Genomic DNA, 23,467 nt, shown 5'->3' with positions numbered 1-23,467 from the left:
GGCTCATCGGTCGTCCCCGATGCGCAGGGCGCGGCCGAGGCCCTGACGTCGGAGCGAGCGGGTGAGGCCGGCGATGATGGCGAACAGCAGCGCCGTGATCCCCGCCAGCATCCCGAGCGTGGCGGGCCAGGGGACGTCGAGCAGCACGGCCGGGGTCACCGAGGCCGCCTGGCCGGTCAGGACGATGTGCGGGACGACCAGCGACGCGACCCCGACGGCCAGCAGCGTGCCGCCGACCAGTGAGAGCCCGATCAGGAACGCCTGCTCGACGGCGAGCAGGCCGAAGATCTGGCGGAAGCTCACCCCGAGGGCGCGCAGGATCGCGAACTCCGCGACCCGCTCCCGCGCCGCCACGGCCGCGTTGACCAGGAAGCCGAGCACCGCGAAGATCAGCGCCGCGGCGAAGCCGAGGATGAGCGCTCCCTGGAGCCCGCTGGCGAGCGGGTCGTCCCTGAACCGCCGGGTCAGCGAGCCGAGGTCCACCACGGCCTGGTCCCACTCGATGTGGGTGGCCAGCGCGGTGACCGCCGCCGCCGTGTCGCCGTCCCGCGTGGACATCCACCACTCCCCGGCGACGCGCGGGTCAAGGGCCAAGGCGATGTCCTGCGCCTGCAGGCTGGGTAGGTCGGCGAGTACGGCCGCGGTCCCGGCCGGGGTCCCCGGCATGGCCTGGACGACTCCGGCGACGGTGACCCTGATCGGCTCGCCGTCCAGCGTCAGCACGCCGCTCCCGCCTTCTGGGAGCTTCTCCCGTGCCGCGATGTCCGAGGTGATCACCACGGGCAGCGGCCTGAAGATCGCCGCCTTCGCGGGCTCCCCGCCATCGGAGGGCCCGTCCGCCTGCGTGAACAGGTCGGCGTTCGGGACTCCGGCGGGCGCGGCGACCACGGCGACGTCCTCCAGGGCGATCGGGTCCTCTGAGGGCTTCGGCGCGGGGACGGTCAGGGTGAACAGGGCGGGGCCGGTGGTGACCTGCTCGCCGGGGATGTTTGTGACTCCCCGGGCGACGTGCCCCCATCGCACGCCGCCGGGCATGGTCACCTCGGCGCCGGTGTCGGTCCTGACCGCCTCGGCCACCAGCTCAAGGCCCGTGCCCGTGGCGGGTATCGGCACCCCCACGGAGAACCCCCTGATGCCGAGCGGGTAGCTCAGCTTTCCCGACCTCCCCGCGAGCGCGGACAGGTCCACCGCGACCTGATGCGGCTTCCCGTCGGCGACCAGCGGCCCAAGGGCGACCCTCCACTGCACCCCCAGCGCGTCGACGATCACCATCCGCACGCTCAGGTCGCCGTAAGCGGCGCTCAGGGACGGCTGGTCGAGGCGGAGCCGCAGGTCCAGGGTGAGCTTCTTCGGCGTGCCAGGCAGGGGGACGACGGGGGCGCCGGGCCTTCCGGCGGCGAGCCGCGCGGCCAGGGTGGTCACCGGATGGCCGGCGAGGTCGGCCCGCAGCATCAGCATCGGGCCCAGCTTGGCCGTGTCGGCGGCGAGCAGCGTCCCGGCCCCGTCCGAGAAGGTCGCCGTGCCCCGGTACACCGGGTTGACCTCGGTGATCCCCGGCAGGGCCGCGAAGGTGGCGCCCTTGCCGAGCGGGCCGAGCTCGGGCGCCTCCACCGGCCCTGACACGCGCAGGTCGGCTCCCGCCTGGTGCCTGGCCTGGTCGACCTGCGAGGTGCGCCAGGTCGCCGAGGTCGCCATGGAGACCACGCCGATGGCCACGGCCATGGTGAGCAGCAGGGCGGGCCCGGAGTAGCGCATCGGGCGGCGGCTCACCTGCCAGGCGCCCAGCGCGGGCGCGAGGCTCGGGCGCCGTGAGGTGAACCGCTCGACGATCCGCGAGACGCGCGGCACCAGCCGCAGGCCGAGCATGCCGCCGCAGAGCAGCGCCAGCGCCGGGCCGGTGACGATCAGCGGGTCGATGCCGAGATCGCCGCCCGCCGTGGCGGTGACCGGAGCGCCGTAGTGCTGGAGCTGCCAGATCGCCAGCGCCGCCACCACCAGGAGCGCCACGTCGCCGCCCGCCCGCTGCAGCAGCCCCTGGGAGTCACCCCGTCCGCGCGCCGCCTGCTCCTCCACGTACGTACGGCGGCCGCCGCGCAGGGCGGGCAGCATGAGCAGGACCGCGCAGGCCAGCGCCACCGCCGCGGACACGGTGAAGGTGGCGAGCCCCGCCTCGGGGGCGATGCGCACTCCCGCCGCCTGGATCCACGGGATCGCGTTCACCAGGCGGAGCAGCAGGGGGGCCAGGAACGGGGCGATGACCGCGCACGGGATCGCCACCAGCAGGGCCTCGGAGCCGGTGAGCACCGCCAGCCACACGCTCCCCGCCCCCCGCGAGCGCAGCAGCGCCACCTCCATGCGCCGGTGGTCGACGAGCAGCCGCGCGGTCAGGACCAGCGCGTACGCGGCGAGCAGCAGCAGTTGCAGCACCGGGACGAGCATGGTCGACCGCGCGACCAGAGCGGCCTGGTTGAGCTGGGTCAGCATCTCGGGCAGGCGGCTGAAGGTCTCGCACGAGGGGCAGTCGCGTTTCAGGTCCTCACCGAGGTTCGCCACCACGGTCGCGAAGGGCCTCAGCCGCTCCTGGGTGAGGTCCCGCAGGTCGGGGACGGCGGTCCAGGTGACCGAGACGCTGGTGGCGGTGAAGCGCGCGAGGAAGGTCTCGCGCGGCACCATGAGCGGGCCGTAGGTCGTGTAGCCGCCGCGCTCGACGCCCCTGCGCAGCAGTTCCTCGCCGCTCCAGCGGTCGGCGTACGGGTCGGCGAGCTGGAAGACGCCCGTGAGCCTGGCGCGGACGGTCTTGTGGTCGAGGCGGCCCTCGATGCCGAACTCGTCGCCGGCCTTGAGGTTCATCGACTGGGCGGCCGGCTGGGAGATCGCGACCTCGATGACGCCCTGCGGCGCGGGCCTCGGCCACGCGCCCTCCAGCAGCCGTCCTTGACGCTCCAGCCCGTCGTACGTCGCGAACCGGGTGAGCTCGGGGTGCTTGAGCCCTTCCTGTCCAGGCAGGGCGTAGGAGTCGGAGCGGGCGCTGAGGGTGACGTCCAGCGGCACGGGCCCGTGGCCGTCGCTCGCCCCGAGGGCGCCCAGCCGGGTGCGTACGGCCTTCTCCGTGGCGGCGAAGGTGTCCCGCTGGACGGGCGCGCTGATCGTCGTCGCGGTGGTCCGGGTCGAGGCCGTCTCCATGGCACGCCGTACGCCGGCGCCGGCGACCGTGGAGGCGTACATGGTGAGCGCCACCAGCGTCGTGGTCGCGAGAAGGATCGAGCCGAAGGCGGCGAAGAGCAGCAGTGGCTCGCTGAACGCACGCCGCAGCACCAGAGGTGTCCGCCCCCGCATGACCCGCCTTCCGCTGCCCTGTTCCCCGTTTCGCACACCCTAGTTAGGGCTTTGGACGAGGAGAGAGAGCGCGGGCGTCACGGTGATGCATCCGGTATCCGGCGGAAATTATCGTGTGATATCGAAATCGGGACATTTCCTGAAACCCTCGCGTGGACGCAAGGGCTCGTACCAGGGCGGAGGTCCGCCTCTGCGGACATCGGTGCGGATCCCGACCCGGGCGGGGGTCAAGAAGGGTCAAGGCATGCCAAAACGCCGCGTCCGCGGGGGACACGGCGTTGTGGGATGCCTGAGCCTACTTGGCGGGCTCGAGGTTGGCGACGCGCTTGGCGATCGCCGACTTGCGGTTCGCCGCCTGGTTCTTGTGGATGACGCCCTTGCTGACAGCCTTGTCGAGCTGACGCGAGGCGGCGCGCATGAGAACGGCCGCCTCATCCACGTTGCCCTGCTCGGCGGCCTCGCGGAACTTGCGAACCGCCGTCTTCAGGGACGACTTGACGGCCTTGTTACGCAGCCGGGCCTTTTCGTTCTGCCGGTTGCGCTTGATCTGGGACTTGATGTTCGCCACGAAGAAGCCTCGGTGAAAGTCGGTGGATGGGGCGCGCGGGCAGAGAGGGCGCGCCACACGCAGTTGAACAGGGTACCAACATGCCGGACCCACGCTCAAATCGGAGGCCACGGCACACCCCTGCACCCTTATGTTAGCGCAGCGGCGAGCTTGGCGGTCTTGGTGCCGGTAAACTGGACTCCGAGCGCGGCACCGGCACGCCGGCGAGGCGAGGCGAAACACCTCGTCCGGGCGGTGTGCGGGCGCGACCGCCGCGCCGATCTGCTGTCCAGGTGACGCTGTCCGGGTGACCACCCGGGCGTGCCACCATGGTTAGCGGCTGCCCTGACAGCCTTCTGATCGTCGTCAATCCTGCCGAACGGACCCCGGTGCGCATCCACCCTGGCCAGACCGACCCCGCGCTGATCCGCAATTTCTGCATCATCGCGCACATCGACCACGGCAAGTCCACGCTCGCCGACCGGATGCTCCAGCTCACCGGTGTGGTCGACGCCCGGCAGATGCGCGCGCAGTATCTCGACCGCATGGACATCGAGCGCGAGCGCGGCATCACCATCAAGTCGCAGGCCGTCCGGCTGCCGTGGGACGGCCACGTGCTCAACATGATCGACACGCCCGGCCACGTCGACTTCACCTACGAGGTGTCCCGGTCGCTGGAGGCCTGCGAGGGTGCCGTGCTCCTGGTGGACGCGGCGCAGGGCATCGAGGCGCAGACGCTGGCCAACCTCTACCTGGCCATGAACGCCGACCTGCACATCATCCCGGTGCTCAACAAGATCGACCTGCCGGCCGCGCAGCCCGACAAGTACGCCCAGGAGCTCGCCGGCCTGATCGGGTGCGACCCGTCCGACGTGCTCAGGGTGTCCGGCAAGACCGGAGTGGGCGTCAAGGAGCTGCTCGACCACGTCGTCCAGCACGTGCCCGCCCCGGTCGGCGACGCCGACGCCCCCGCGCGGGCGCTGATCTTCGACTCGGTGTACGACACCTACCGGGGCGTCGTCACCTACGTCCGGGTGATCGACGGGCAGCTCTCCAAGCGCGAGCGCACGGTCATGATGTCCACCGGCGGCACCCACGAGACCCTGGAGATCGGCGTCATCTCGCCGGAGCCGGTGCCGTCCGTGTCCCTGGGCGTCGGCGAGGTGGGCTACCTCATCACAGGTGTGAAGGACGTCCGGCAGGCGCGCGTCGGCGACACGGTGACCTCGGCCGTACGGCCGGCGGAGGAGCCGCTCGGCGGGTACGACCACCCGAGGCCGATGGTGTACTCCGGCCTCTATCCCATCGACGGCGACGACTATCCCGAGCTGCGCGAGGCCCTCGACAAGCTGCGCCTGAACGACGCGGCCCTGGTCTACGAGCCCGAGACCTCCGCCGCCCTCGGGTTCGGCTTCCGCTGCGGCTTCCTCGGCCTGCTCCACATGGAGATCGTGCGCGAGCGGCTGGAGCGCGAGTTCAACCTCTCGCTGATCTCCACCGCGCCGAACGTCATCTACCGGGTGGTCATGGAGGACGGCAAGGAGCTCGTCGTCACCAACCCCTCGGAGTTCCCGGCCGGCAAGATCGCCGAGATCCACGAGCCGGTGGTCAAGGCGACGCTGCTCTCCCCGTCCGACCACATCGGCGCGATCATGGAGCTCTGCCAGGGGCGCCGGGGGGCGCTGCTCGGCATGGACTACCTCTCCGAGGACCGCGTGGAGATCCGCTACACGCTGCCGCTCGGCGAGATCATCTTCGACTTCTTCGACCAGCTCAAGTCGCGCACCCGGGGGTACGCCTCGCTCGACTACGAGCCCTCGGGCGAGCAGGAGGCCGACCTCGTCAAGGTCGACATCCTGCTCCAGGGCGAGGCCGTCGACGCCTTCAGCGCGATCGTCCACCGCGAGAAGGCCTACGCGTACGGCGTCGAGATGGCCAAGAAGCTCAAGGACCTCATCCCCCGGCAGCAGTTCGAGGTGCCGATCCAGGCCGCCATCGGCGCCCGCGTGATCGCCCGCGAGAACATCCGCGCCATCCGCAAGGACGTTCTCGCCAAGTGCTACGGCGGTGACATCAGCCGTAAGCGCAAGCTGCTGGAGAAGCAGAAGGAAGGCAAGAAGCGCATGAAGATGGTGGGCCGGGTCGAGGTGCCGCAGGAGGCCTTCGTCGCCGCGCTCTCCACCGAGGGTCCCGCCGCCGACAAGGCCAAGAAGTAATCCTCTCCCGCCAGGTCGAACCACACTGAGCACGGCGCCCGGTGATCATTCATGGAACCGGGTCGCCTGCTTGTCCTGCTTGTCCGGCCGCCACCGCTGTGCTCATGTTCCGGCGCCGGAACGACCGGCGTGGTCGGCGCCGTCATACGGCGGGTTATCCACAGGGTGGCGGGGGCACCGTGCCGCGGGCGGCAGACTGGGAGCGTGCCTTCCGTACTTCTCGACGGCGATGCCGTTCCCGCGTCGGGCGAGCTGCCCGCGAGCGCCCATGAGGGCCTCGGCACGCGGCCGTTCGGCTTCTATGTCCATGTGCCGTTCTGCGTGACCCGCTGCGGATACTGCGACTTCAACACCTACACCGCCACCGAGCTGGGCCCCGGCGCCTCCCGCGCCGACTACGCCGACACGGCCATCGAGGAGGTACGGCTGGCGCGCAGGGTGCTCGGGGACGCCGAGCTGCCCGTCGAGACGGTGTTCTTCGGCGGGGGCACGCCGACCCTGCTGCCCGCCGGTGATCTGGTGAAGATCCTGCGGGCGGTGGACCAGGAGTTCGGGCTGGCCCCGGGCGCCGAGGTCACCACCGAGGCCAACCCCGAGTCCGTCGACCCCGCCTACCTCGAAGGGTTGCGGGCCGGCGGGTTCAACCGCGTCAGCTTCGGCATGCAGAGCGCGAAGGACCACGTGCTGGCCGTGCTCGACCGGCGGCACACCTCCGGGCGCCCGGCGCAGGCCGTACGAGAGGCGCACGACGCGGGGTTCGAGCACGTCAACCTGGACCTGATCTACAGCACGCCGGGGGAGAGCGACGACGACTGGCGGGCCTCGCTCGCGGCGGCGATCGAGGCGGGCCCCGACCACGTGTCGGCCTACTCACTGATCGTCGAGGAGGGCACCCGGCTGGCGGCGCGGATCCGCAGGGGCGAGCTGCCCATGCCCGACGACGACGTGGCCGCCGACAGGTACGTCATCGCCGACACGATGCTCTCGGAGGCCGGGTTCTCCTGGTACGAGGTGTCCAACTGGGCCACCTCCGAGGAGGCCCGGTGCCGCCACAACCTGCTCTACTGGACCGGCGGCGACTGGTGGGGCGTGGGCCCGGGCGCGCACGGCCACGTGGGCGGCACCCGCTGGTGGAACGTCAAGCATCCGGCGGCCTACGCGTCCCGCCTGGCCGTCCGGTCCTCGCCCGCGCACGCGCGCGAGGTGGTGTCCGAGGCGGACCGGCACGTTGAGCGGCTGATGCTGGAGCTGCGGCTCGACTCGGGGTTCCCGCTCGCGGAGATCGGCCCGGACGCCCGTACGGCCGTCGCCCGGGCCCTCGGAGACGGGCTGCTGGAGCCCGGCGCCTTCAGGAGGGGCCTCGCGGTGCTCACGCTCAGGGGGCGGCTCCTCGCGGACGCCCTGGTACGCGACCTGACCTGAGCCCCTTGCTCAGGCGGCCGACCTGACCTGAGGCATGTGGTCGATCTGGGCCCGTGGTCGACTTGGGCTCCGTGGTCGATCTGAGCCCTGTGGTCGATCTGAGCCATGTGGTTGACCTGAACCGTGTGGTTGACCTGTCACGGTCCCCGGCTCACGCGGCCCGCCGGGGTTCGGGCGGGGGCGTCCTTGTCAGCTCGCCGGCATCGGTCAGCTGACGAAGCGGATGGTCATCGGGTAGCGGTAGTTCTCGCCGCGGTTCGCCGCCACGGCCGCCATGATCATCACGATCAGCGAGCCGATCCACAGGATGAACATCAGCAGGACGCCGATGAGGACGAACGCCAGCACGAAGCACACCGCGTAGGCGATCATCAGCGTGAGCTGGAAGTTGAGCGCCTCGGCCGACTGGTCGCGGACGTAGGGCGCCTCGTCCTTCTTGACCAGGTACAAGATCAGCGGGCCCATGAACGAGGTGAGCAGACCGAGCAGGTGGGCCAGCATCGACATCGTCGTGTCGTCGGACCCCGGGCGCGGCCCGTACCTCCCCGGCACATGCGGCTGCCCCCTGAAGGGCACCTGCCCATACCCCGGCTGCCCATACCCCGGCTGCCCGTACCCCGGCTGCCCGTACCCAGCTTGCCCGTACCCAGCTTGCCCGTACCCAGGCTGCCCGTACCCAGGCTGGCCGTACCCGGATTGCCCGTATCCAGGCTGCCCATGACCAGCTGGCCCGTACCCGGGCTGGCCGTACCCAGGCTGGCCGTACCCGGACTGCTCGTATCCGGGCTGTCCGTACCCCTGCTGTCCGTGGCCCGGTGCCCCGTGGCCCTGCTGCTCGTACTCCTGCCGTCCGTACTGCGGCTGCTCGTACTCGGGCTGCCGGTCGCGTGGGACGTCGTCGGGGCGGCGGTCCTGCGGGGTCTCGCTCATGTCTGTTCCTCGGTCTCCTCGGTCGTCACGAAGTCGATCAGCTCCTCCACGCGGCCCAGGAGCTCCGGCTCCAGATCGGTGAACGTGTGGACGGAGCCGAGGATGCGCCGCCAGGCGTCCGCCGGCTCAAGCCGCCAGCCGAGGGCGTCGATCACGCCCTCCTTCCACGGCACCCCGCGCGGGACGGCGGGCCAGGCGCGGATACCCACGGCGGAGGGCTTCACCGCCTGCCAGATGTCCACGAAGGGGTGCCCGACGATGAGCACCTCCGGTGAGGACACCTGGGCCGCGATACGGCTCTCCTTGGACCCGGGGACCAGGTGGTCGACGAGCACCCCGAGCCGACGCCCAGGGCCGGGCCCGAACTCCTCCACGATCGCAGGGAGATCGTCGACGCCTTCGAGGTACTCGACGACGACGCCCTCCACGCGCAGGTCATGGCCCCAGATCTTCTCCACCAGGGACGCGTCGTGCACGCCCTCGACGTAGATGCGGCTCTCGCGCGCGACGCGCGCCCGCAGCCCGCCGACGGCGATCGAGCCGGACGCGCTGCGTGCCGGGCCCTTCGCCGCCGCCGGGGCAGGGCGCACGAGCGTCACCGGCTTGCCGTCGAGGAGGAACGCGGCGGGCGCGAGCGGGAACACCCGCCGCCGCCCGAAGCGGTCCTCCAGCGTGACGGCCTCCTTGTCACAGGCCACCACAGCCCCGCAGAAGCCGCCCTCCGCGTCCTCCACCACGAGGTCGGGCTCGGCGGGGACCTGCGGGATCTTCCCGCGTAGCGGCCTCCGCCAGTCTCCGGCCAGCACGTCCCGTCCGTAGTCCCGCATACCTGGGCACGCTAGCAAAGATCACGCTCCGGGCGGCGTGCCCTGCGGCCACGCGCCACCGTAGGAGGCGGAGGCGGCCGCCCGGCGCTTGCGCTCGCGGCTGCGCCGGACCAGCACGACGATCGTGGTGACGACCGCGAGCACGAACCCGGCCAGCGGGATGAGGATCAGCGAGGCCACTCCACCGGCCAGCGCGCCCGGGCTGGCGGTCAGCGACTTGCCGACGCCGAAGAGCGCGTCCTTGCCCTCCTCGGCCTTGCACCTGATGTTGTACGTGCCGGCGGCCGGGACGCCGATGTTGAACAGCAGCTCCCACTTCCGTCCGTCAGCCGTGACGGTCTGCGAGGACGTCGGCTGGGTGAGGGTGGCCTTCTGACCCGCGGCGTCCAACGCGGAGCAGGTGACGTTGGTGGGCCCGGACGCCGAGGCGTACAGGACGGGCTTGTCCTTCGGGTCGAGCGCGGCGGCCACGCTGCCGCCGCTCTTGAAGGTCTGCGTCGGCGCCGCGTCGTTGATGGTCTTGAACAGCCCCCCGGCGAAACCCGCGACCCCTACCACGAAGCAGACGACCGCGATGAGCCAGGCCAGCACGATCCACAGCACGCGCGGCCGTACGGGGCCGGGTGCGGAGTGCGCGGGGGAACCGTACGGCCGGGCCGAGCCGGGCGGCGGGGGAGGGGGCGTGCCGTACGAGGGGCCGTAGGAAGGGCCGCCCTGGGGGTTGCCGTACCCCTGGCCGGCCTGGCCGCCTTGGGGGTTGCCGTATCCCTGGCCGCCGGAGGGGGCGCCGTAGGCGGGACCGCCCGAGGGCGTGCCGTAGGAGGGGGCGGCCGGGGTGCCGTACGGGGGCGCGCTGGGGGTGTTGCCGTAGGCGGGGGAACCACCATAGGAAGGGGCGCCGCCGGCGGGCGCGCCTCCGGACGGCGAGCCGGGCAGGGGAGCATGCTCGCCAGGGGAGTTGTGACGCGGAAGCCGGGTCGTCGCGTCGTTCAGCCGGGGGTCGTTCTCACTCATGGGGGAGAGTCTGGATCACCCGACTTGCCGACGGATAGCAAGTGGCTTGCCGCTGGCTGGGCGAGGTCGTACGGATGGGTTATCGCACCCTGTCGGCCGGAGCCGTACACTTGGCACTCGGGAACACAGAGTGCCAGACCAGGCGTTTACGCAGGCACGAACGCAGGGCAGGGAGGTGAGCACGTTGCTCGATGAGCGTAAGCTCGCAGTTCTGCGCGCCGTTGTCGAGGACTACGTGTCCACCAACGAGCCGGTCGGGTCGAAAGCGCTCGCGGAGCGGCACAATTTGGGGGTCTCTCCGGCCACCGTGCGCAACGACATGGCCGTGCTCGAGGAGCAGGGCTACATCACACAACCCCACACCAGCGCGGGCCGCGTGCCCACCGACAAGGGCTACCGGTTGTTCGTCGACCGGCTGTCCCAGATCAAGCCGCTGTCCGGCGCCGAGCGCCGGGCGATCGAGACCTTCCTGGCGGGCGCCGTCGACCTCGACGACGTCGTGACCCGCACGGTGCGGCTGCTCGCGCAGTTGACTCGGCAGGTCGCCGTGGTGCAGTATCCATCGCTGATCCGTTCCACGGTCCGGCACGTCGAGCTCGTGCCGCTGGCCGAGCGGCGGATCATGCTGGTGCTGATCACCAACACCGGGCGGGTCGAGCAGCGGGTCGTCGACCTTCCCAATGTGGTGGAGGACGACCGGATCGCGCATCTGCGGGCGGTGCTCAACGCCTGCCTCGACGGATGCCGCCTCAACCGCGTGCCCGAGACGGTGGCCGACCTGCACGACCGGCTTCCCGAAGAGGACCGGCCCGTGGCGACCACCATCCTGTCCGTTCTCCTGGAAACCCTGGTCGACCGGCATGACGAGAAGATCGTCTTCGCCGGGGCGGCCAACCTCGCGGGCGACATCAGCGTCGGCCTCCGCGAGGTCCTCGAGGCGCTTGAGGAGCAGGTCGTGCTGATGCGGCTGCTCGGCGAGGCGAGCGACTCGGCCGCGCTCACGGTGCGGATCGGCTCGGAGAATCCCTACTCCGGGCTTCACGGCACCTCGATCGTCGCCGCCGGATACGGTTCGGGCGACAATGAACTGGCTCGGCTCGGAGTGCTGGGCCCGACGCGAATGGACTACCCGGTGACTATGGGAGCGGTGCGCGCAGTGGCACGCTATGTCGGCCAGATCCTGGCGGGGTCCTAGGTGGCCCGCGACTATTACGGCATCCTCGGGGTCCGCCGTGACGCGAGCCAGGACGAGATCAAGAAGGCGTATCGCCGCCTCGCCCGCGAGCTTCATCCCGACATCAACCCCGATCCCGAGACGCAGGAGCGCTTCAAGGAGATCAACCAGGCGTACGAGGTCCTGTCGGACCCGAGCAAGCGCCAGATGTTCGATCTCGGAGCCGACCCCTTCGGCGGCAGTGCCGGCGGTCCGGGGGCCGGTGCGGCCGGCTTCGGCGCGGGCTTCCCGTTCAGCGACATCATGGACGCCTTCTTCGGCGGCGGTGGCGGAGCCCGGGGGCCGAGGTCCCGGGCGAGGCGCGGGCGCAACGCGACGATCCGCGTCGAGCTGGACCTGGCCGAGTCTGCGTTCGGCACCACGCGCGAGCTGGTGGTCGACACCGCCGTGCTGTGTGAGGTCTGCCAGGGGTCGGGCGCCGCGTCCGGCACCCATCCCGACACCTGTGACATGTGCCACGGCCGTGGCGAGATCTCGCAGGTCACCCGGTCGTTCCTCGGCCAGGTGATGACCGCTCGTCCCTGCCCCCAGTGCGGCGGGTTCGGCTCGATCATCCAGCACCCCTGCCAGGAGTGCTCAGGCGACGGGCGGGTGCGCACCCGCCGCACGATCAAGGTCCGCATCCCGGCGGGCGTCGAGGACGGCACCCACATCCAGCTCGCCGGAGAGGGCGAGGTCGGCCCCGGCGGCGGCCCGCCCGGAGACCTGTTCCTGGAGATCGTCGAGCGGCCGCACGAGATCTTCGAGCGGCGTGGCGACGACCTGCACTGCACGGTGCAGATCCCGATGACGGCGGCGGCGCTCGGCACGATCTTGACCGTGGAGACGCTCGACGGCGCGGAGGAGATCGACGTACGGCCCGGCACCCAGGCCGGTCACGTCCTTCCGCTTTACGGGCGTGGCATCCAGCGGCTCAACGAGACCGGCCGGGGCGACCTGCTGATCCACGTGAACGTGGAGACGCCGACCCGTCTCGACCCGGCTCAGGAGGAGCTGCTCAAGGAGCTGTCCAAGCTGCGCGGGGAGGAGCGCCCGCCGGGTAAGTTCGCCCCCGGGCAGCAGGGCTTCTTCTCCCGCCTCAGAGACGCCTTCAACGGCCGCTGACCCCTGCGCCCGCTGACAATCCGCCCGACGGGCCTTCACGTCCGGCGGGCGGCCCAACGCCGCGTCCGGCGGGCGGTCACGGCCTGGGCGTCGTTCGCCAAGCCCGCGGCCCGGGATGGCTCACTGTGTGGTTCGCGGGGGCGTGTGCGCATGGCTAAGGTTTGCGGGTGAGCGTCCCCGTCTTCCTCGCCGACGACCTGTCTGGGCAGGAGATCGTCCTGTCCGGCCCCGAGGGGCGGCACGCCGCCACCGTGCGAAGGCTGCGCGCCGGTGAGCGCGTCGACCTGACGGACGGCAGGGGCGCCGTCGCCGAGTGCGTCGTGCGCGACGTCGCCAGAGACTCACTCCGGCTGGAGGTGCTCGGCCGCCACACCGTGCCCGCGCCGGCCCCGCGCCTCGTGGTCGTCCAGGGCCTGCCCAAGGGCGACAGGGGCGAGCTGGCCGTCGAGATGATGACCGAGGCCGGGGTGGACGTCATCGTTCCCTGGGCCGCCGCGCGCTGTGTGACCCAGTGGAAGGGCGACCGCGCGGGCAAGGCCCTGGCCCGGTGGCGCTCCACCGCCAGGGAGGCCGGCAAGCAGGCCCGGCGGTTCCATCTGCCGGAGGTCACGGAGCAGGCCACGACGGCCCAGGTGGCGGCTCTGCTGCGCGGCGCGGCGGTCGCGGCCGTGCTCCACGAGGAGGCCGCCGAGCCCCTGTCCCACCTCGATCTCCCGGCGACCGGCGACATCGTGACGGTGGTCGGCCCCGAGGGCGGGATCACCGGCGAGGAGGTCGAGCGGTTCAGGGAGGCGGGCGCCACGCCGGCCCTGCTGGGCCCCACCGTGCTGCGCACCTCCACGGCGGGAGTGGCCGCCGCCGCGGTCCTCCTGACCCGCTCCGGCCGCTGGTGATCGCGGCCGCCCACGTCTGATCGCGGCCGCCGCCCTCGGCTGTCGGTGATCGCGGCCGCCCCCTCTGGCCGCTGGTGATCACAACCGCCCGCGTCGCCCGCTGGTGAATGTGGCCGCCGCCTCTGGCTGTTGGTGATGGGGGCCGTCGGTTCGGGCCGCCCACCGTCACGCGGCTTATAGCGCAGAACCCCCGGAGGCGGGGCCTCTCGCGGTGGGCCGTCGAAGGTCTTTCCCGGTCTTGTCCCGCTGGGCGTTTCGCGGCAACCTCCGCGTCGCTCCCCGTGCATCTTCCGGCAGACGCTTCACAGCGGCAACATCGATGCGCCTCCGGACTCACCCCTTTCCGTAACCGGAGCTGGTCAGGCTTTCCTGGCCCGAGTCGGGCGCACACGGTGAGAGGCAGAGAGACATGTTGCTACCAGGAAGCCGCGCCGCTGTGGCCGTGGCGGCGAGCCGGGCGTCGTGGCGACCGTGAGCCGCCCGTCGGCGACGACCGGGAGCGACCGTGCCTCCACTGCGACGGACGGCGACCGAGAGCGCGCGAAGGAAGGCGACCGAGCGGATGGGGGTCTCCCGGCCCCCGAGGCGGGTCCCGGCTGGACGGAAAGGCCTCTCCCCATGCCGGGCGACCTCGTTGTGCCAGTGCCGGAGCCGGTCCCCGGCGCTGACGGGGTCATGCCGGATTCTGCCCCTGGCCCTCACGGATTCGTGCCGGAGCTGGTCTCTGGTTCTTCCCAGGTGGTGGCAGAGCCGGTCTCCGGTACTTACGGAGTGGCGGAGCCGGTCTCCGGTTCTTCCGGGGTGGTGGCAGAGCCGGATTCCGGTTCTTACGGGATGGTGGCAGAGACGATCTCCGGCTCTTACGGGGGCGGGCCTTCTTACGGGGGCGGGCCGGTCTGGGCGTACGGCGGCGTGGCGGGGCAGGTGTCCGTGCACGCGCCGGGGGCCTGGGTGGTCGCTCCGGCGCATGTACCGAGGTCCCGTGACCTGCTCGGGTGGCCGATGCGAATCGTTCTGGTGCTGGCGATGGTCATCGCCCTCGTGGTCGTCTTCATCGGGTTGTTCACCTCGGCGTTCGAGGCTAGGGCGGAGGCCGGAGCGTCTGTCGTGGTGCGGGCGGAGGCCGGAACGTCCGCCGTGGTGCGGCCAGTACGCGTCGTGATCCCCGGCATCGGCGTGGACGCCCCGGTGCGTCCGGTCGGGCTGGAGGCTTCCGGCGAGATCGAGGTACCGTCGATCTCGGCCCGCGACCTGGCCGGGTGGTACCGGTACGGCCCCGTGCCCGGAGAGACGGGCCCCGCTGTGATCGTCGGGCACTTCAAGACGCGATCAGGTCCGGCGGTGTTCGCCAGGGCGCGGGAGCTTCGCCGGGGCGACAGGATCGAGGTCGTCCGCTCGGACGGCCGCGTCGCCGCCTTCACCGTGGACGGTCTCCAGCAGGTGCGGAAGGCGGAGTTCCCGACCGAAAAGGTCTACGGGAACATCGGCCATCCCGGGTTACGACTGATCACCTGCGCCGGGGTCTTCGACCGGAAAGCGCGTGCCTACCCGGACAACCTGATCGTCTACGCGTCTCTGACCTCCGCCCGCCCTTCCTAGCCCCACTGCATTCACCCTCCCGTGGCCGGTCCTAGACGGCGCTGTCGCCTGACGGGTGTTCCGTGGGTCTCGGATATTTAGGTCCCCCGAAAATACGCTTTTTGATCAGGATGGTTGGTTCGATGAGTAGCACCCCCGTCGGCCGGAGGCAGTCGGCGCGCCGACGCGTCGGCTGGTTGGCCACGCTGGGTCTCGTGCAACTGCTCGCCGGTGGCATGGCCACCGTGGGCGCGCTGGCCACGGTCTCGACTGAGCAGCCCACCGTGCGGGGGGTGACCGGCGGGTCGCTCACCTGGGCGGTCGGCGAGCGGCTCGGCGCCGAGGAGCACGTCGAGGTCACCCTCGCGGGCGGGGTGGAACGCGACCGTGAGGGCGTGTTCCACTTCCCCGCCGCCGGGGGCGCCTACGATCCGGCGACGGGGACGGGCACCGTGACCTACGGCGGCAGCGTCACCGTCGTCCGCGACCACAAGGGCGTCGTCATCGCCAATCCCGTGGTCGTGATCAACGGGACGGAATCGGCGCTGCACGCGGAGGTCGGAACGCCGGGACCCTCTCCCACCCCCGGTGGCACGCCCCCGGCCGGTGCCACTCCCGCGGTCACCCCCACTGCCGGCGACGAGGCGCCCGTGGCCGGCGTGTCGGACGCTGACGGCAAGCCGCTGACGGCGCTCGCCCGGCTGAGCGTCGAGAAGGACGCCGCGGACGTACGAGGCCAGGCGGTCACGTGGGCCGCCGTGCCCGCGACGGCCACCGAGGGCTCGGCGACCGTGCTCGCGGCGCTGCTCGGCGACGACGAGGCGCTGACTCCGGTGACGATCACCCTCACCTACGACCAGGAGCCCAGCCCGGGCGCCGGAGCCGGCCTGCTGACGTCCGGAAGCTCGACGCCGACCGGGTCCCCGACGCCGTCGCAGACTCCGAGCTCCTCCCCGTGTCCGTCCGCGAGCCCGAGCGCCTCGGCCAGCGCGACGCCTTCCGAGGAGGAGGCGAGCCCTTCGGCCAGCCCGACGCCGAGCACGTGCGTCAGCCCGTCGAGCAGCCCCTCCTACTCCCCGTCGCCGAGCCCTTCCGCCACCTGTCGCACCTCGACCCCGACGCCCTCGGCCAGCCCGTCGCCGTCGGCGAGCCCATCGCCGTCCGTGAGCCCCTCGGCGTCCGCCAGTCCGTCGGCGAGCCCTTCCCCGTCCCCGAGCCCTTCCGCCTCGGAGGCGCTCAGCATGGCCGGCGGCGCGACCGTGGTGCTGGTCCACGCCCGGACGATGACGGAGAGTCCCAGTCCGAGCGCCAGCGCGAGCCCCAGTCCCAGCGCGAGCGCGAGCCCCAGCCCTCAGGGCACGTCGTCGGGGTGCCCCACGACCAGCTCGTCTCCCAGCCCGAGCGGCTCCGGCTCTCCTTCCCACACCCCGTCCGCGTCGAGCTCGCCGAGCACCTCGCCCACTCCGCGGCAGACCGTCACGAAGCACACCACCCTCCCCGCCGCGAACACCGGTGGCGACGACACGCTGGCCAAGACGGGGGACGGTTACGTCATCCCGCTGATGACCGTCGGCATCGGGTTGATCGTGGGCGGTGGCATCACCCTGCGGGCCTCCCGCCGGACCGTCTACCTCCGCGACGACCTGTGACGGACATCGCCGAGTGGGGCGCGCCGGCGCGCGTCCGGGCCGAGGAGGGCTGGGAGCCGCCGTCCAGGCGCGCGTGGCGGCTGATCGGGGAGCTGATGCTCACCGCCGGGGTGGTGGCGGTGCTCTTCGCCGCCTACGCGACCTACGGCAAATCGTGGCAGATCGAATCCGAGCAGAACGGGCTCGCGACCGAGCTGGACCGGCGCTGGGCGGCGAGCGTCGAGCGCCCGGTGGCCGGCCAGCCCATGGCCCGCATCCACATCCCCAAGCTGGACCGGCAGTGGGCCGTGGTCGAGGGCGTGTCCCAGGCCGACCTGAGGAAGGGGCCCGGCCACTACCCGAGTACCGCACAGCCCGGTCAGATCGGGAACGTGGCGATCGCCGGCCACCGCATCTCGTCGATCTTCTGGGACATCGACCGGCTCCACCAGGGTGACGTGATCGTGGCGGAGACCCGCACCGGCTGGTTCGTCTACCGGGTGGTCAGGCAGCGCCTCGTGCTGCCGCGCCAGGTGGAGGTGATCGCCCCGAGCCCGGGCCGTCCGGGGCAGGCGCCGCGGAAGGCGATGCTCACGCTGACCACCTGCAACCCGAAGTTCCAGAACTGGCAGCGCCTCATCGTCCACGCCGAGCTGGTGCGGGAGCAGGCCAAGTCGAGTGGCCGGCCCGCCGAGCTGAAGGGGCGTCCGTGATATTTCCCTGGATCTGGGCGCGGCTTCCCGGCGGACCGCTCGGCAAGGCGCTCTCCCTGGCGGTGCTGATCGGCGCGTTGGTGCTGCTTCTGTGGTTCGTGCTGTTCCCGCTGGTGGACGCCCTGCTGCCCTTCGACGACGTCACCGTCGACGGCCAGTAGCGCCGTAGCGGGGCGGCGGCCCAGGTCACCGCCGCCGTCCCGCCGGAGGTCACCGCCTCCGTGCCGGGGCCGCGAGCAACGAGTGGTAGAGCGACTCGGTACGGTCGGCGGCGACGTCCCAGGAGTAGCGGCCGAGCACGTCCTCGGCCCTGGCCCGCGCGCCCTCCCTCTCGTCGTCGAGCGCCCCCAGCACCCGTACCAGGACGTCCCGAAGGTGTCCTTCGTCCCCCTCGCGGAACAGCCGGCCCCCCGGACCCTCCTCCGCGATCACCTCGCGGTGGCAGCCGAGGGAGCTGGCGATCGTGGGCAGCCCGTACGAGGTGCCTTCGAGCAGGGCCAGCGGGAGCCCCTCCAGGTGCGAGGGCTGCACGTAGACGGCGGCGTGACGGTAGAGGGACGCCAGCTCGTCGCCGTACACGTACCCCAGCATGCGCACCCGGGGATCCGCCGCCGCCAGCTCGTTCAGCCGGGAGACGTAGCCGTCCGTGAAGGACGACCCGCCCACGACGGCGAGCCGAACATCACCTTTCACCCCGCTGAACGCCTTGAGAAGCAGGTCGACGGCCTTCTCCGGCACCAGCCTGCCGACGAACAGCACGTACTTCCCGGGAAACAGCCCGTGCCGGATGACGGGGTCGGGGGAGGCGGCCGGGACGGGCCGCTCGACCCCGTTCCCGATGTGGACCGTCGGCCGGTCGCGGACCAGGGCGTACTCGTCGGTGATCTCGCCGGAGACTCCGATGACCGCGTCGGGGACGTGCTCGCTCAGCCAGCGGGCGCCGCGGAGCACGGCCTTGGCCATGCCGCCCCACTTCTGCCGGCGGTCGTCGTGCCCGTGGATGGTCTGCACGACCCGCGCGCGCGACAGGTAGCGGGGCAGCGGGGCGCACAGGCCGGGGCCGAGCGCGTGGTAGTGGACGATGTCGTGCCGGTCCGCCAGGGCCGCCACGGTGGACAGCAGGCTGTGCGCGAGGGCGTCGAAGTGCTTGGTGCCGACGGTGGGCAGGTGCCGCAGCCGCACGCCGTCCACGGCGTCCCATCGCTCGGACACGTAGTTGCTGCGGCAGTAGACGGTCACCTCGTGCCCTCGGGCGGCCAGCCGCCTCCCGAGGTGGGCGACGTGGTGCTCGATGCCGCCGAAGGTGGCCGGGAGGCCGCGCTGGCCGATCATGGCTATGCGGAGCAGCCGCCGGTCGGCGGGCGCGGGGGAATATGCGAGGGATTCTGAAGTCTCTGCGGCGGGCATGCCGGAACTCCCCATATAAGACAAGCACGGGACGCGTCTTCGGCCTGGACGTTAGGGAATTGCGGATGGCGCGGAAAGGGGTGATCGGGGTATTTCCGCGCTCTTCACCATTGGTTGGCCCCCGCGACCGCCCCGAGATTCGCCACCGGACGACCCGGAACCGCATTGGCCCGATATTCATTGTGGCGCTCTCCATCATTCATCGGCCGTATGGCCGATCTTCCATAAAGTGCCCATAAGATCGCGCCCATTTTCGCGGCCGTACCCGTCTGTGAGCTGGGTGAGGACGGTCGGCGGCCGGCGAGGGCCTCCGCTCGCGCGCGTCGTGCGGAGGTTAGCCTGCATATCAGGTCGGTTTTGTGGGTTGTGCGGGAATCCGGACCGCGGGGCACAGGTAAATTTACGTCGCCTGTCAGTTGTCTACGCGTATTTCGGGGTTCGCGTAATAGTGACTGTGTGGGCGGGTTACAGGGCGCTATAAATGGCTGTCCCGTGCGGAGGGAGAAACGTGATTCGGGTGGCCTGTGCCGTAATGGCGATCTTGGCCATGTTGTGCGCGACCGGTTGCTCCGGCGGTCCGGGGAGCCCCGCTCCCGGCGGGACGCCGGCCGCCCGGCAGGTGCCCGAGCAGCCTTTCGGCCTGAAGTGGGACGGCTATCAGCATCCACCGCGCTACGACGCCGACATCGAGGCTTACGGCGGCGGTGGCACGTTCCACGAACTCGTGTGGTGCGCCATCGAGACGCGGCAGGGCACGCGCTACTGGGACCTCGACGACCAGGTCGTGGCCGGCCTGCTCGCGCACGGCTACCGCGTCCTGCTGCGCATCCGCGTCGGATCCTGCTGGGCGAGCGGGCGGCCCACGGCCGATCGGCCCAGGATCGCGGTGTCCTACCCTCCGGTCGACACCGCCGTCTACCAGGCCTTCGTCCGCGACGCCGTGATCCGCTACGCCGCCAAGGGCGTGCACATGTACGGGATCGAGAACGAGATCGACGCCAGGAACATGTGGGGCGGCGATCCCCTCGGCTACCGTGACGTGGGCCGCGCCGGTGCGGAGGCCGTACGGGCCGCCGATCCGGGGGCGCGGCTGCTGGACGTGGGGCTGACCAGCGGGAGCTACGGCGTCGTCGTGGCCCGCACGATGCTGGACGCCGGGCAGGCGGACCGCGCGCTCGCGTTCTACCGCACCTTCTACGCCCGGGGCGACGGGCGGTTCCCCCCGGCCGCCACGGCCGGCGAGCTGCGGGCGGTGATCGGCTCCCCGGCGGGGCTGCGGGCGACCGCCGCCCACGCGGCGGCGTTCGAGCTCGACAGGGCCGGTGTCTTCGACGCCTACCAGCTCCACTACTACGACTACTGGGCGGCGGTCCCCGACGTGATCGACTACATCCGCGCGCAGGTGGGCCCCGCCATGCCGATCGAGGGCTGGGAGGTGGGGTCCTACTGGCCGGGAGACGACTACGACCCCGTGGCCCACGGCGTCGAGACGGCCAAGCTGGTCACCATCCTGCTCGCCCGGGGGGTCAAGCGCGTCGTCTACCTTCCGCTGTTCTACAAGCCCGGCGTGGTCGTGTCGGCGGAGCACTGGAGGGGGCTGTACGGCGTGGACGATGTCGCGCGCCCGGCCAAGACGGTGTTCGACCAGTTCAGGAAGCGATTCCCGTCCGGCACTTGGCGTCCCGTGACGCGGCCTGGCCTTTCCGGAGGGCTGGTCGACCAGGGTGCCATGACGTCGGTGGTGATGTGGAGCACCGGCGGGACCCTCTCGCTGCCCCCTCCGACCGGCGAGACGACCGGCGAGACGCCGGGGGAGATTACCGTCACCGACCTGCCGGACGGCCGGTCCCGCCCATGGTCGGGCGGGGCGCTGGACGTGGGGGCCCAGCCCGTCATCGTCACCCTCCCCTCGCCCCTCGCGGACACGCTGCGCTGGCTCGAGTCCACGTGATCCCGCACACCGCCTCGCACGGCAGGCCGCGCGTCCCGCCCGAGAAGGGCCTGTACGCCGCCGGCGTCCTCGCGGTCATCCTCGCGATCTACAGCGGCGTCACGTTCGCGTCGGGCGGGTCGCGGACCGACGTCGTCCTTCCCGTCGCCATCGTGATCGCCCTCGCGCTCACCGTCATGGCGCTCACGCGGTTCACCCTGTTCGTCATCGTCGTTCTCACGGTGCGGGCGGCGCTCGACGCCACCAAGCTGGCCGGCGGGGCCACGGACGGCGGAGAACAGACGGGGTGGAGCCTGCTCGACCCGTCGACCATGCTCGGCGTCCTGTTCCTGCTCTCGTGCGTCGCCTGGCTCATCGTGCAGGGACGCCGCCCGGCCGCCGAGCGCCCCCATCCGGCACTGCCCGTCGCGGCGGTGACGTTCCTCGGCGCCTCGCTGCTCAGCCTGCTCGGCTCCCGGGCGCCCGTGGTGAGCGTCGGCGAGGTGTCGCGCATCGCGGCGTTCGTCGTCATGATCTTCGTGGTCGAGCGGCTGCTCGCCGACGAGCCAGGACTGCGCATGCCCCTGCTCTGTGCCGTCTTCGCCTCGGCCGTGCTCCCGGTGCTCGTGACCGCCTACCAGGTCACCACCGGCGACGGGCTGATGGACCTCGACGGGCTGCTGCGGCCGACCGGCACGTTCTGGCATCCGAACGCGCTCGGCATGTTCTGCTTCATGATCCTGATCATGAGCCTGGCGCTGGCCTGGCACGTCAAGGGATGGGGCAGGGCCGCCCTCGTCGTGCTCGCCGCCGGTCTCGGCTCCGCCCTGCTGGCGAGCGCCGCGCGCGGACCGTGGATCGCCTGCCTCGCCGGACTCGTGGTGGTCGGCCTGCTCCAGGACCGGCGCCTCATCTACGGCCTCGTCCTCGTCGCCGGAGGAGTGCTCGCCGCGGTGCCGTCGGTGCTCCAGCGGTTCTCCGACCTGGCGAGCACGTACACGGCGGGCGGTCTTGAGGCGAACTCCCTGGTGTGGCGGTTCGACCACTGGATCGCGGCCCTCGACCTGCTTCCCGGCAACCCGGTCACCGGGGCCGGGCTCGGCACCACCCGCCTGATCCTCTACAAGGAGGTGCACAACGACTACCTGCGCGCCCTCGTCGAGACGGGGGTCGTCGGGCTGCTGGCGTACCTGGGCCTGCTCGCCGCGCTGTTCGACCTCGCGCGGCGGGCGCTGCGCGTCACCGACCCGAGGAAGGGCGCGCCCGCGGTCAGCCTGTCGCGCGGTACGGCCGTGGGCTTCGCCGGCTGCGTGGTCGCCTTCAGTGTTTCGGCGATGGCCGACAACATCATGACCGCCGTGGTCGTGATGTGGTATCTCGCGGTGTTCGCCGGGCTCGCCCAGCGCATCGTGGTAGCGGGCAAGGAGACCCCGTGAGGGTGCTGCACGTCAACAAGTTCCTGCACCGCCGAGGCGGCGCGGAGTCGTACATGCTGGATCTCGCCGAGGTGCAGGCCGGGCGCGGCAACCAGGTGGCGTTCTTCGCCATGCGCCACCCGGACAACATCCCTTCGCAGTACGAGGCCAGCTTCCCGCGTTATGTGGAGCTGAACCCGATGCCGAGGAGCCCCATCGGAAAGGCCAGGGGCGCGGCCCGCATGCTGTGGTCGAGGAGCGCGCGGCGCGGGATCGCCAAGGTGATCGAGGACTTCCGGCCCGACGTCGCCCACCTGCACAACGTCTACCACCAGCTCTCACCCTCGGTGGTGACGGCCCTCCGCGACGCGGGCGTGCCCGTGGTCATGACGCTGCACGACTACAAGCTGGCGTGCCCGACCTACAGCTTCCTCGACCACGGCAAGGTCTGCACGGCGTGTGTGGACGGCGGCGTGCGCGAGGCGGTGCGGCGCCGGTGCAAGGACGACTCACGCGCGGCCAGCGCGATGCTGGCCGCCGAGACCTGGCTGCACCGCCGCTTCGGCGCCTACGACGGCGTCAACGTGTTCATCAGCCCGAGCAGGTTCCTGGCCGGGCAGCTGACCCGCGCGGGCGTCTACCCCGACCGGCTGCGCGTCCTCAGCAACTTCGCCGAGCTCACCGGGGTCACGCCCAAGTCGGAGCCGGGCGGCCCGCTGGTCTGCGTGGGGCGGCTGCACGAGACCAAGGGCGTCGACACGGCCATCCGCGCGATGGGCCTGCTCGGTCCGGACGCCCGCCTCGTCATCGCGGGTGACGGACCGGAGCGGGAGCGCCTGGAGCGGATGGCCGCCGACCTGGTGCCCGGCCGGGTGCGCTTCCTCGGCCGGATATCGCGGCAGGAGGTGCTCGACCTGCTGGTCTCCGCCACGGCCCTGCTGGTGCCTTCCCGCTGGTACGAGAACCAGCCGATGACCATCCTCGAAGCGTACGCGTGCGGTGTGCCGGTGGTCGGCACCGTGCTCGGCGGGGTGTCCGAGCTGATCACCGATGGCGCCACCGGGCGGCTGGTCCCGCCGGACGACCCCATGGAGCTGGCGTCGGCGGCGCTCGCGTTGCTGCGCGATCCCCAGAAGAGCCTCGCGATGGGAAGGTCGGCGCGCTCGGTGGCCAGTGCCCGCTACTCCTCGGAGAGCCATCTCGCCGCTCTCGGAGAGATCTACGCCGAGGCCCGCCGTGCCATGAAGAAGCAGGCGAAGTGACGTACAAGGGA

18 protein-coding genes are annotated in these 23,467 nt (G+C 71.5%); 12 read left to right on the top strand and 6 right to left on the bottom strand.

Annotated features, from left to right (window positions below):
* Nucleotides 1-3 precede the first annotated feature (3 nt).
* Nucleotides 4-3,336, bottom strand: a complete 3,333-nt coding sequence (locus OG589_RS25580; protein WP_405140271.1) for an FtsX-like permease family protein — start codon at nt 3,334-3,336, stop codon at nt 4-6.
* A gap of 295 nt (nt 3,337-3,631) precedes the next feature.
* On the bottom strand, nt 3,632-3,904 hold the full coding sequence (gene rpsT / locus OG589_RS25575) for a 30S ribosomal protein S20 (RefSeq protein WP_405140269.1): 273 nt from the start codon (nt 3,902-3,904) through the stop codon (nt 3,632-3,634).
* 368 nt (nt 3,905-4,272) lie between these two features.
* Between rpsT and lepA the strand changes: the two genes are divergently transcribed.
* Nucleotides 4,273-6,099 (top strand): translation elongation factor 4, encoded by a 1,827-nt coding sequence (gene lepA, locus OG589_RS25570; RefSeq protein WP_405140267.1) that lies wholly within the window; start codon nt 4,273-4,275, stop codon nt 6,097-6,099.
* 204 nt (nt 6,100-6,303) lie between these two features.
* On the top strand, nt 6,304-7,521 hold the full coding sequence (gene hemW / locus OG589_RS25565; RefSeq protein WP_405140265.1) for a radical SAM family heme chaperone HemW: 1,218 nt from the start codon (nt 6,304-6,306) through the stop codon (nt 7,519-7,521).
* Nucleotides 7,522-7,728: 207 nt separating this feature from the next.
* On the opposite strand, the gene OG589_RS25560 is transcribed toward hemW, so the two are convergent.
* The 3 genes from OG589_RS25560 to OG589_RS25550 are packed head-to-tail and all read right to left on the bottom strand — an operon-like array spanning nt 7,729 to nt 10,292.
* On the bottom strand, nt 7,729-8,451 hold the full coding sequence (locus OG589_RS25560) for a DUF4870 domain-containing protein (protein ID WP_405140263.1): 723 nt from the start codon (nt 8,449-8,451) through the stop codon (nt 7,729-7,731).
* The gene (locus OG589_RS25555; protein ID WP_405140261.1) at nt 8,448-9,278 is read right to left on the bottom strand and encodes a DUF3097 domain-containing protein; all 831 of its coding nucleotides are present in this window, start codon (nt 9,276-9,278) and stop codon (nt 8,448-8,450) included. Before OG589_RS25555 ends, OG589_RS25560 begins: the two co-directional genes overlap by 4 nt.
* Nucleotides 9,279-9,299: 21 nt before the next feature.
* Nucleotides 9,300-10,292, bottom strand: coding sequence for a hypothetical protein (locus OG589_RS25550; RefSeq protein ID WP_405140260.1), 993 nt, complete (start codon nt 10,290-10,292; stop codon nt 9,300-9,302).
* Between the two features lie 184 nt (nt 10,293-10,476).
* Between OG589_RS25550 and hrcA the strand changes: the two genes are divergently transcribed.
* The 7 genes from hrcA (at nt 10,477) to OG589_RS25515 (ending at nt 17,603) form a co-directional block, all read left to right on the top strand.
* Nucleotides 10,477-11,487, top strand: a complete 1,011-nt coding sequence (gene hrcA, locus OG589_RS25545; RefSeq protein ID WP_405140258.1) for a heat-inducible transcriptional repressor HrcA — start codon at nt 10,477-10,479, stop codon at nt 11,485-11,487.
* Complete coding sequence (gene dnaJ, locus OG589_RS25540; protein ID WP_405140256.1) at nt 11,488-12,630, top strand: molecular chaperone DnaJ; 1,143 nt, start codon at nt 11,488-11,490, stop codon at nt 12,628-12,630. It abuts the gene before it with no gap.
* A 167-nt stretch (nt 12,631-12,797) separates the two neighbouring features.
* Nucleotides 12,798-13,523, top strand: coding sequence for a 16S rRNA (uracil(1498)-N(3))-methyltransferase (locus tag OG589_RS25535; RefSeq protein ID WP_405140254.1), 726 nt, complete (start codon nt 12,798-12,800; stop codon nt 13,521-13,523).
* A gap of 1,002 nt (nt 13,524-14,525) precedes the next feature.
* On the top strand, nt 14,526-15,122 hold the full coding sequence (locus tag OG589_RS25530; protein ID WP_405140252.1) for a class F sortase: 597 nt from the start codon (nt 14,526-14,528) through the stop codon (nt 15,120-15,122).
* 122 nt (nt 15,123-15,244) lie between these two features.
* Nucleotides 15,245-16,750: an HtaA domain-containing protein gene (locus tag OG589_RS25525; protein WP_405140250.1), complete on the top strand. Its 1,506-nt coding sequence runs from the start codon at nt 15,245-15,247 to the stop codon at nt 16,748-16,750.
* Nucleotides 16,747-17,442, top strand: a complete 696-nt coding sequence (locus tag OG589_RS25520) for a class E sortase (RefSeq protein WP_405140248.1) — start codon at nt 16,747-16,749, stop codon at nt 17,440-17,442. The genes OG589_RS25525 and OG589_RS25520 overlap by 4 nt, the downstream gene beginning before the upstream one ends.
* A complete protein-coding gene (locus tag OG589_RS25515; protein WP_405140246.1) occupies nt 17,439-17,603 on the top strand; it encodes a hypothetical protein in 165 nt (54 codons plus the stop codon). Before OG589_RS25520 ends, OG589_RS25515 begins: the two co-directional genes overlap by 4 nt.
* Nucleotides 17,604-17,652: 49 nt before the next feature.
* Here OG589_RS25515 and OG589_RS25510 read toward each other — a convergent pair whose 3' ends face one another.
* Complete coding sequence (locus OG589_RS25510; protein ID WP_405140244.1) at nt 17,653-18,849, bottom strand: glycosyltransferase family 4 protein; 1,197 nt, start codon at nt 18,847-18,849, stop codon at nt 17,653-17,655.
* Between the two features lie 532 nt (nt 18,850-19,381).
* Between OG589_RS25510 and OG589_RS25505 the strand changes: the two genes are divergently transcribed.
* The 3 genes from OG589_RS25505 to OG589_RS25495 are packed head-to-tail and all read left to right on the top strand — an operon-like array spanning nt 19,382 to nt 23,456.
* Nucleotides 19,382-20,800 (top strand): hypothetical protein, encoded by a 1,419-nt coding sequence (locus OG589_RS25505; RefSeq protein WP_405140242.1) that lies wholly within the window; start codon nt 19,382-19,384, stop codon nt 20,798-20,800.
* Nucleotides 20,797-22,215 carry an O-antigen ligase family protein gene (locus OG589_RS25500; protein WP_405140240.1) on the top strand — a complete coding sequence of 473 codons (1,419 nt, stop codon included), beginning with the start codon at nt 20,797-20,799 and terminating at the stop codon, nt 22,213-22,215. The genes OG589_RS25505 and OG589_RS25500 overlap by 4 nt, the downstream gene beginning before the upstream one ends.
* The gene (locus tag OG589_RS25495) at nt 22,212-23,456 is read left to right on the top strand and encodes a glycosyltransferase (protein ID WP_405140238.1); all 1,245 of its coding nucleotides are present in this window, start codon (nt 22,212-22,214) and stop codon (nt 23,454-23,456) included. The genes OG589_RS25500 and OG589_RS25495 overlap by 4 nt, the downstream gene beginning before the upstream one ends.
* Nucleotides 23,457-23,467 lie beyond the last annotated feature (11 nt).

Source organism: Sphaerisporangium sp. NBC_01403 (assembly GCF_045040145.1).
GTDB classification, from domain to species: domain Bacteria; phylum Actinomycetota; class Actinomycetes; order Streptosporangiales; family Streptosporangiaceae; genus Sphaerisporangium; species Sphaerisporangium viridialbum.
Note: the sequence above shows the minus strand (reverse complement) of the source record. Positions and strands in the feature narration are given on the sequence as shown.

What these genes read in the sequence shown, in the direction of transcription:
- OG589_RS25555 (WP_405140261.1), bottom strand. Translation starts at nt 9,278, where the DNA reads ATGCGGGACTACGGACGGGACGTGCTGGCCGGAGACTGGCGGAGGCCG.
- OG589_RS25550 (WP_405140260.1), bottom strand. Translation starts at nt 10,292, where the DNA reads ATGAGTGAGAACGACCCCCGGCTGAACGACGCGACGACCCGGCTTCCG.
- OG589_RS25530 (WP_405140252.1), top strand. Translation starts at nt 14,526, where the DNA reads ATGCGAATCGTTCTGGTGCTGGCGATGGTCATCGCCCTCGTGGTCGTC.
- OG589_RS25505 (WP_405140242.1), top strand. Translation starts at nt 19,382, where the DNA reads ATGGCGATCTTGGCCATGTTGTGCGCGACCGGTTGCTCCGGCGGTCCG.
- OG589_RS25560 (WP_405140263.1), bottom strand. Translation starts at nt 8,451, where the DNA reads ATGAGCGAGACCCCGCAGGACCGCCGCCCCGACGACGTCCCACGCGAC.
- OG589_RS25510 (WP_405140244.1), bottom strand. Translation starts at nt 18,849, where the DNA reads ATGCCCGCCGCAGAGACTTCAGAATCCCTCGCATATTCCCCCGCGCCC.
- OG589_RS25525 (WP_405140250.1), top strand. Translation starts at nt 15,245, where the DNA reads ATGAGTAGCACCCCCGTCGGCCGGAGGCAGTCGGCGCGCCGACGCGTC.
- OG589_RS25580 (WP_405140271.1), bottom strand. Translation starts at nt 3,336, where the DNA reads ATGCGGGGGCGGACACCTCTGGTGCTGCGGCGTGCGTTCAGCGAGCCA.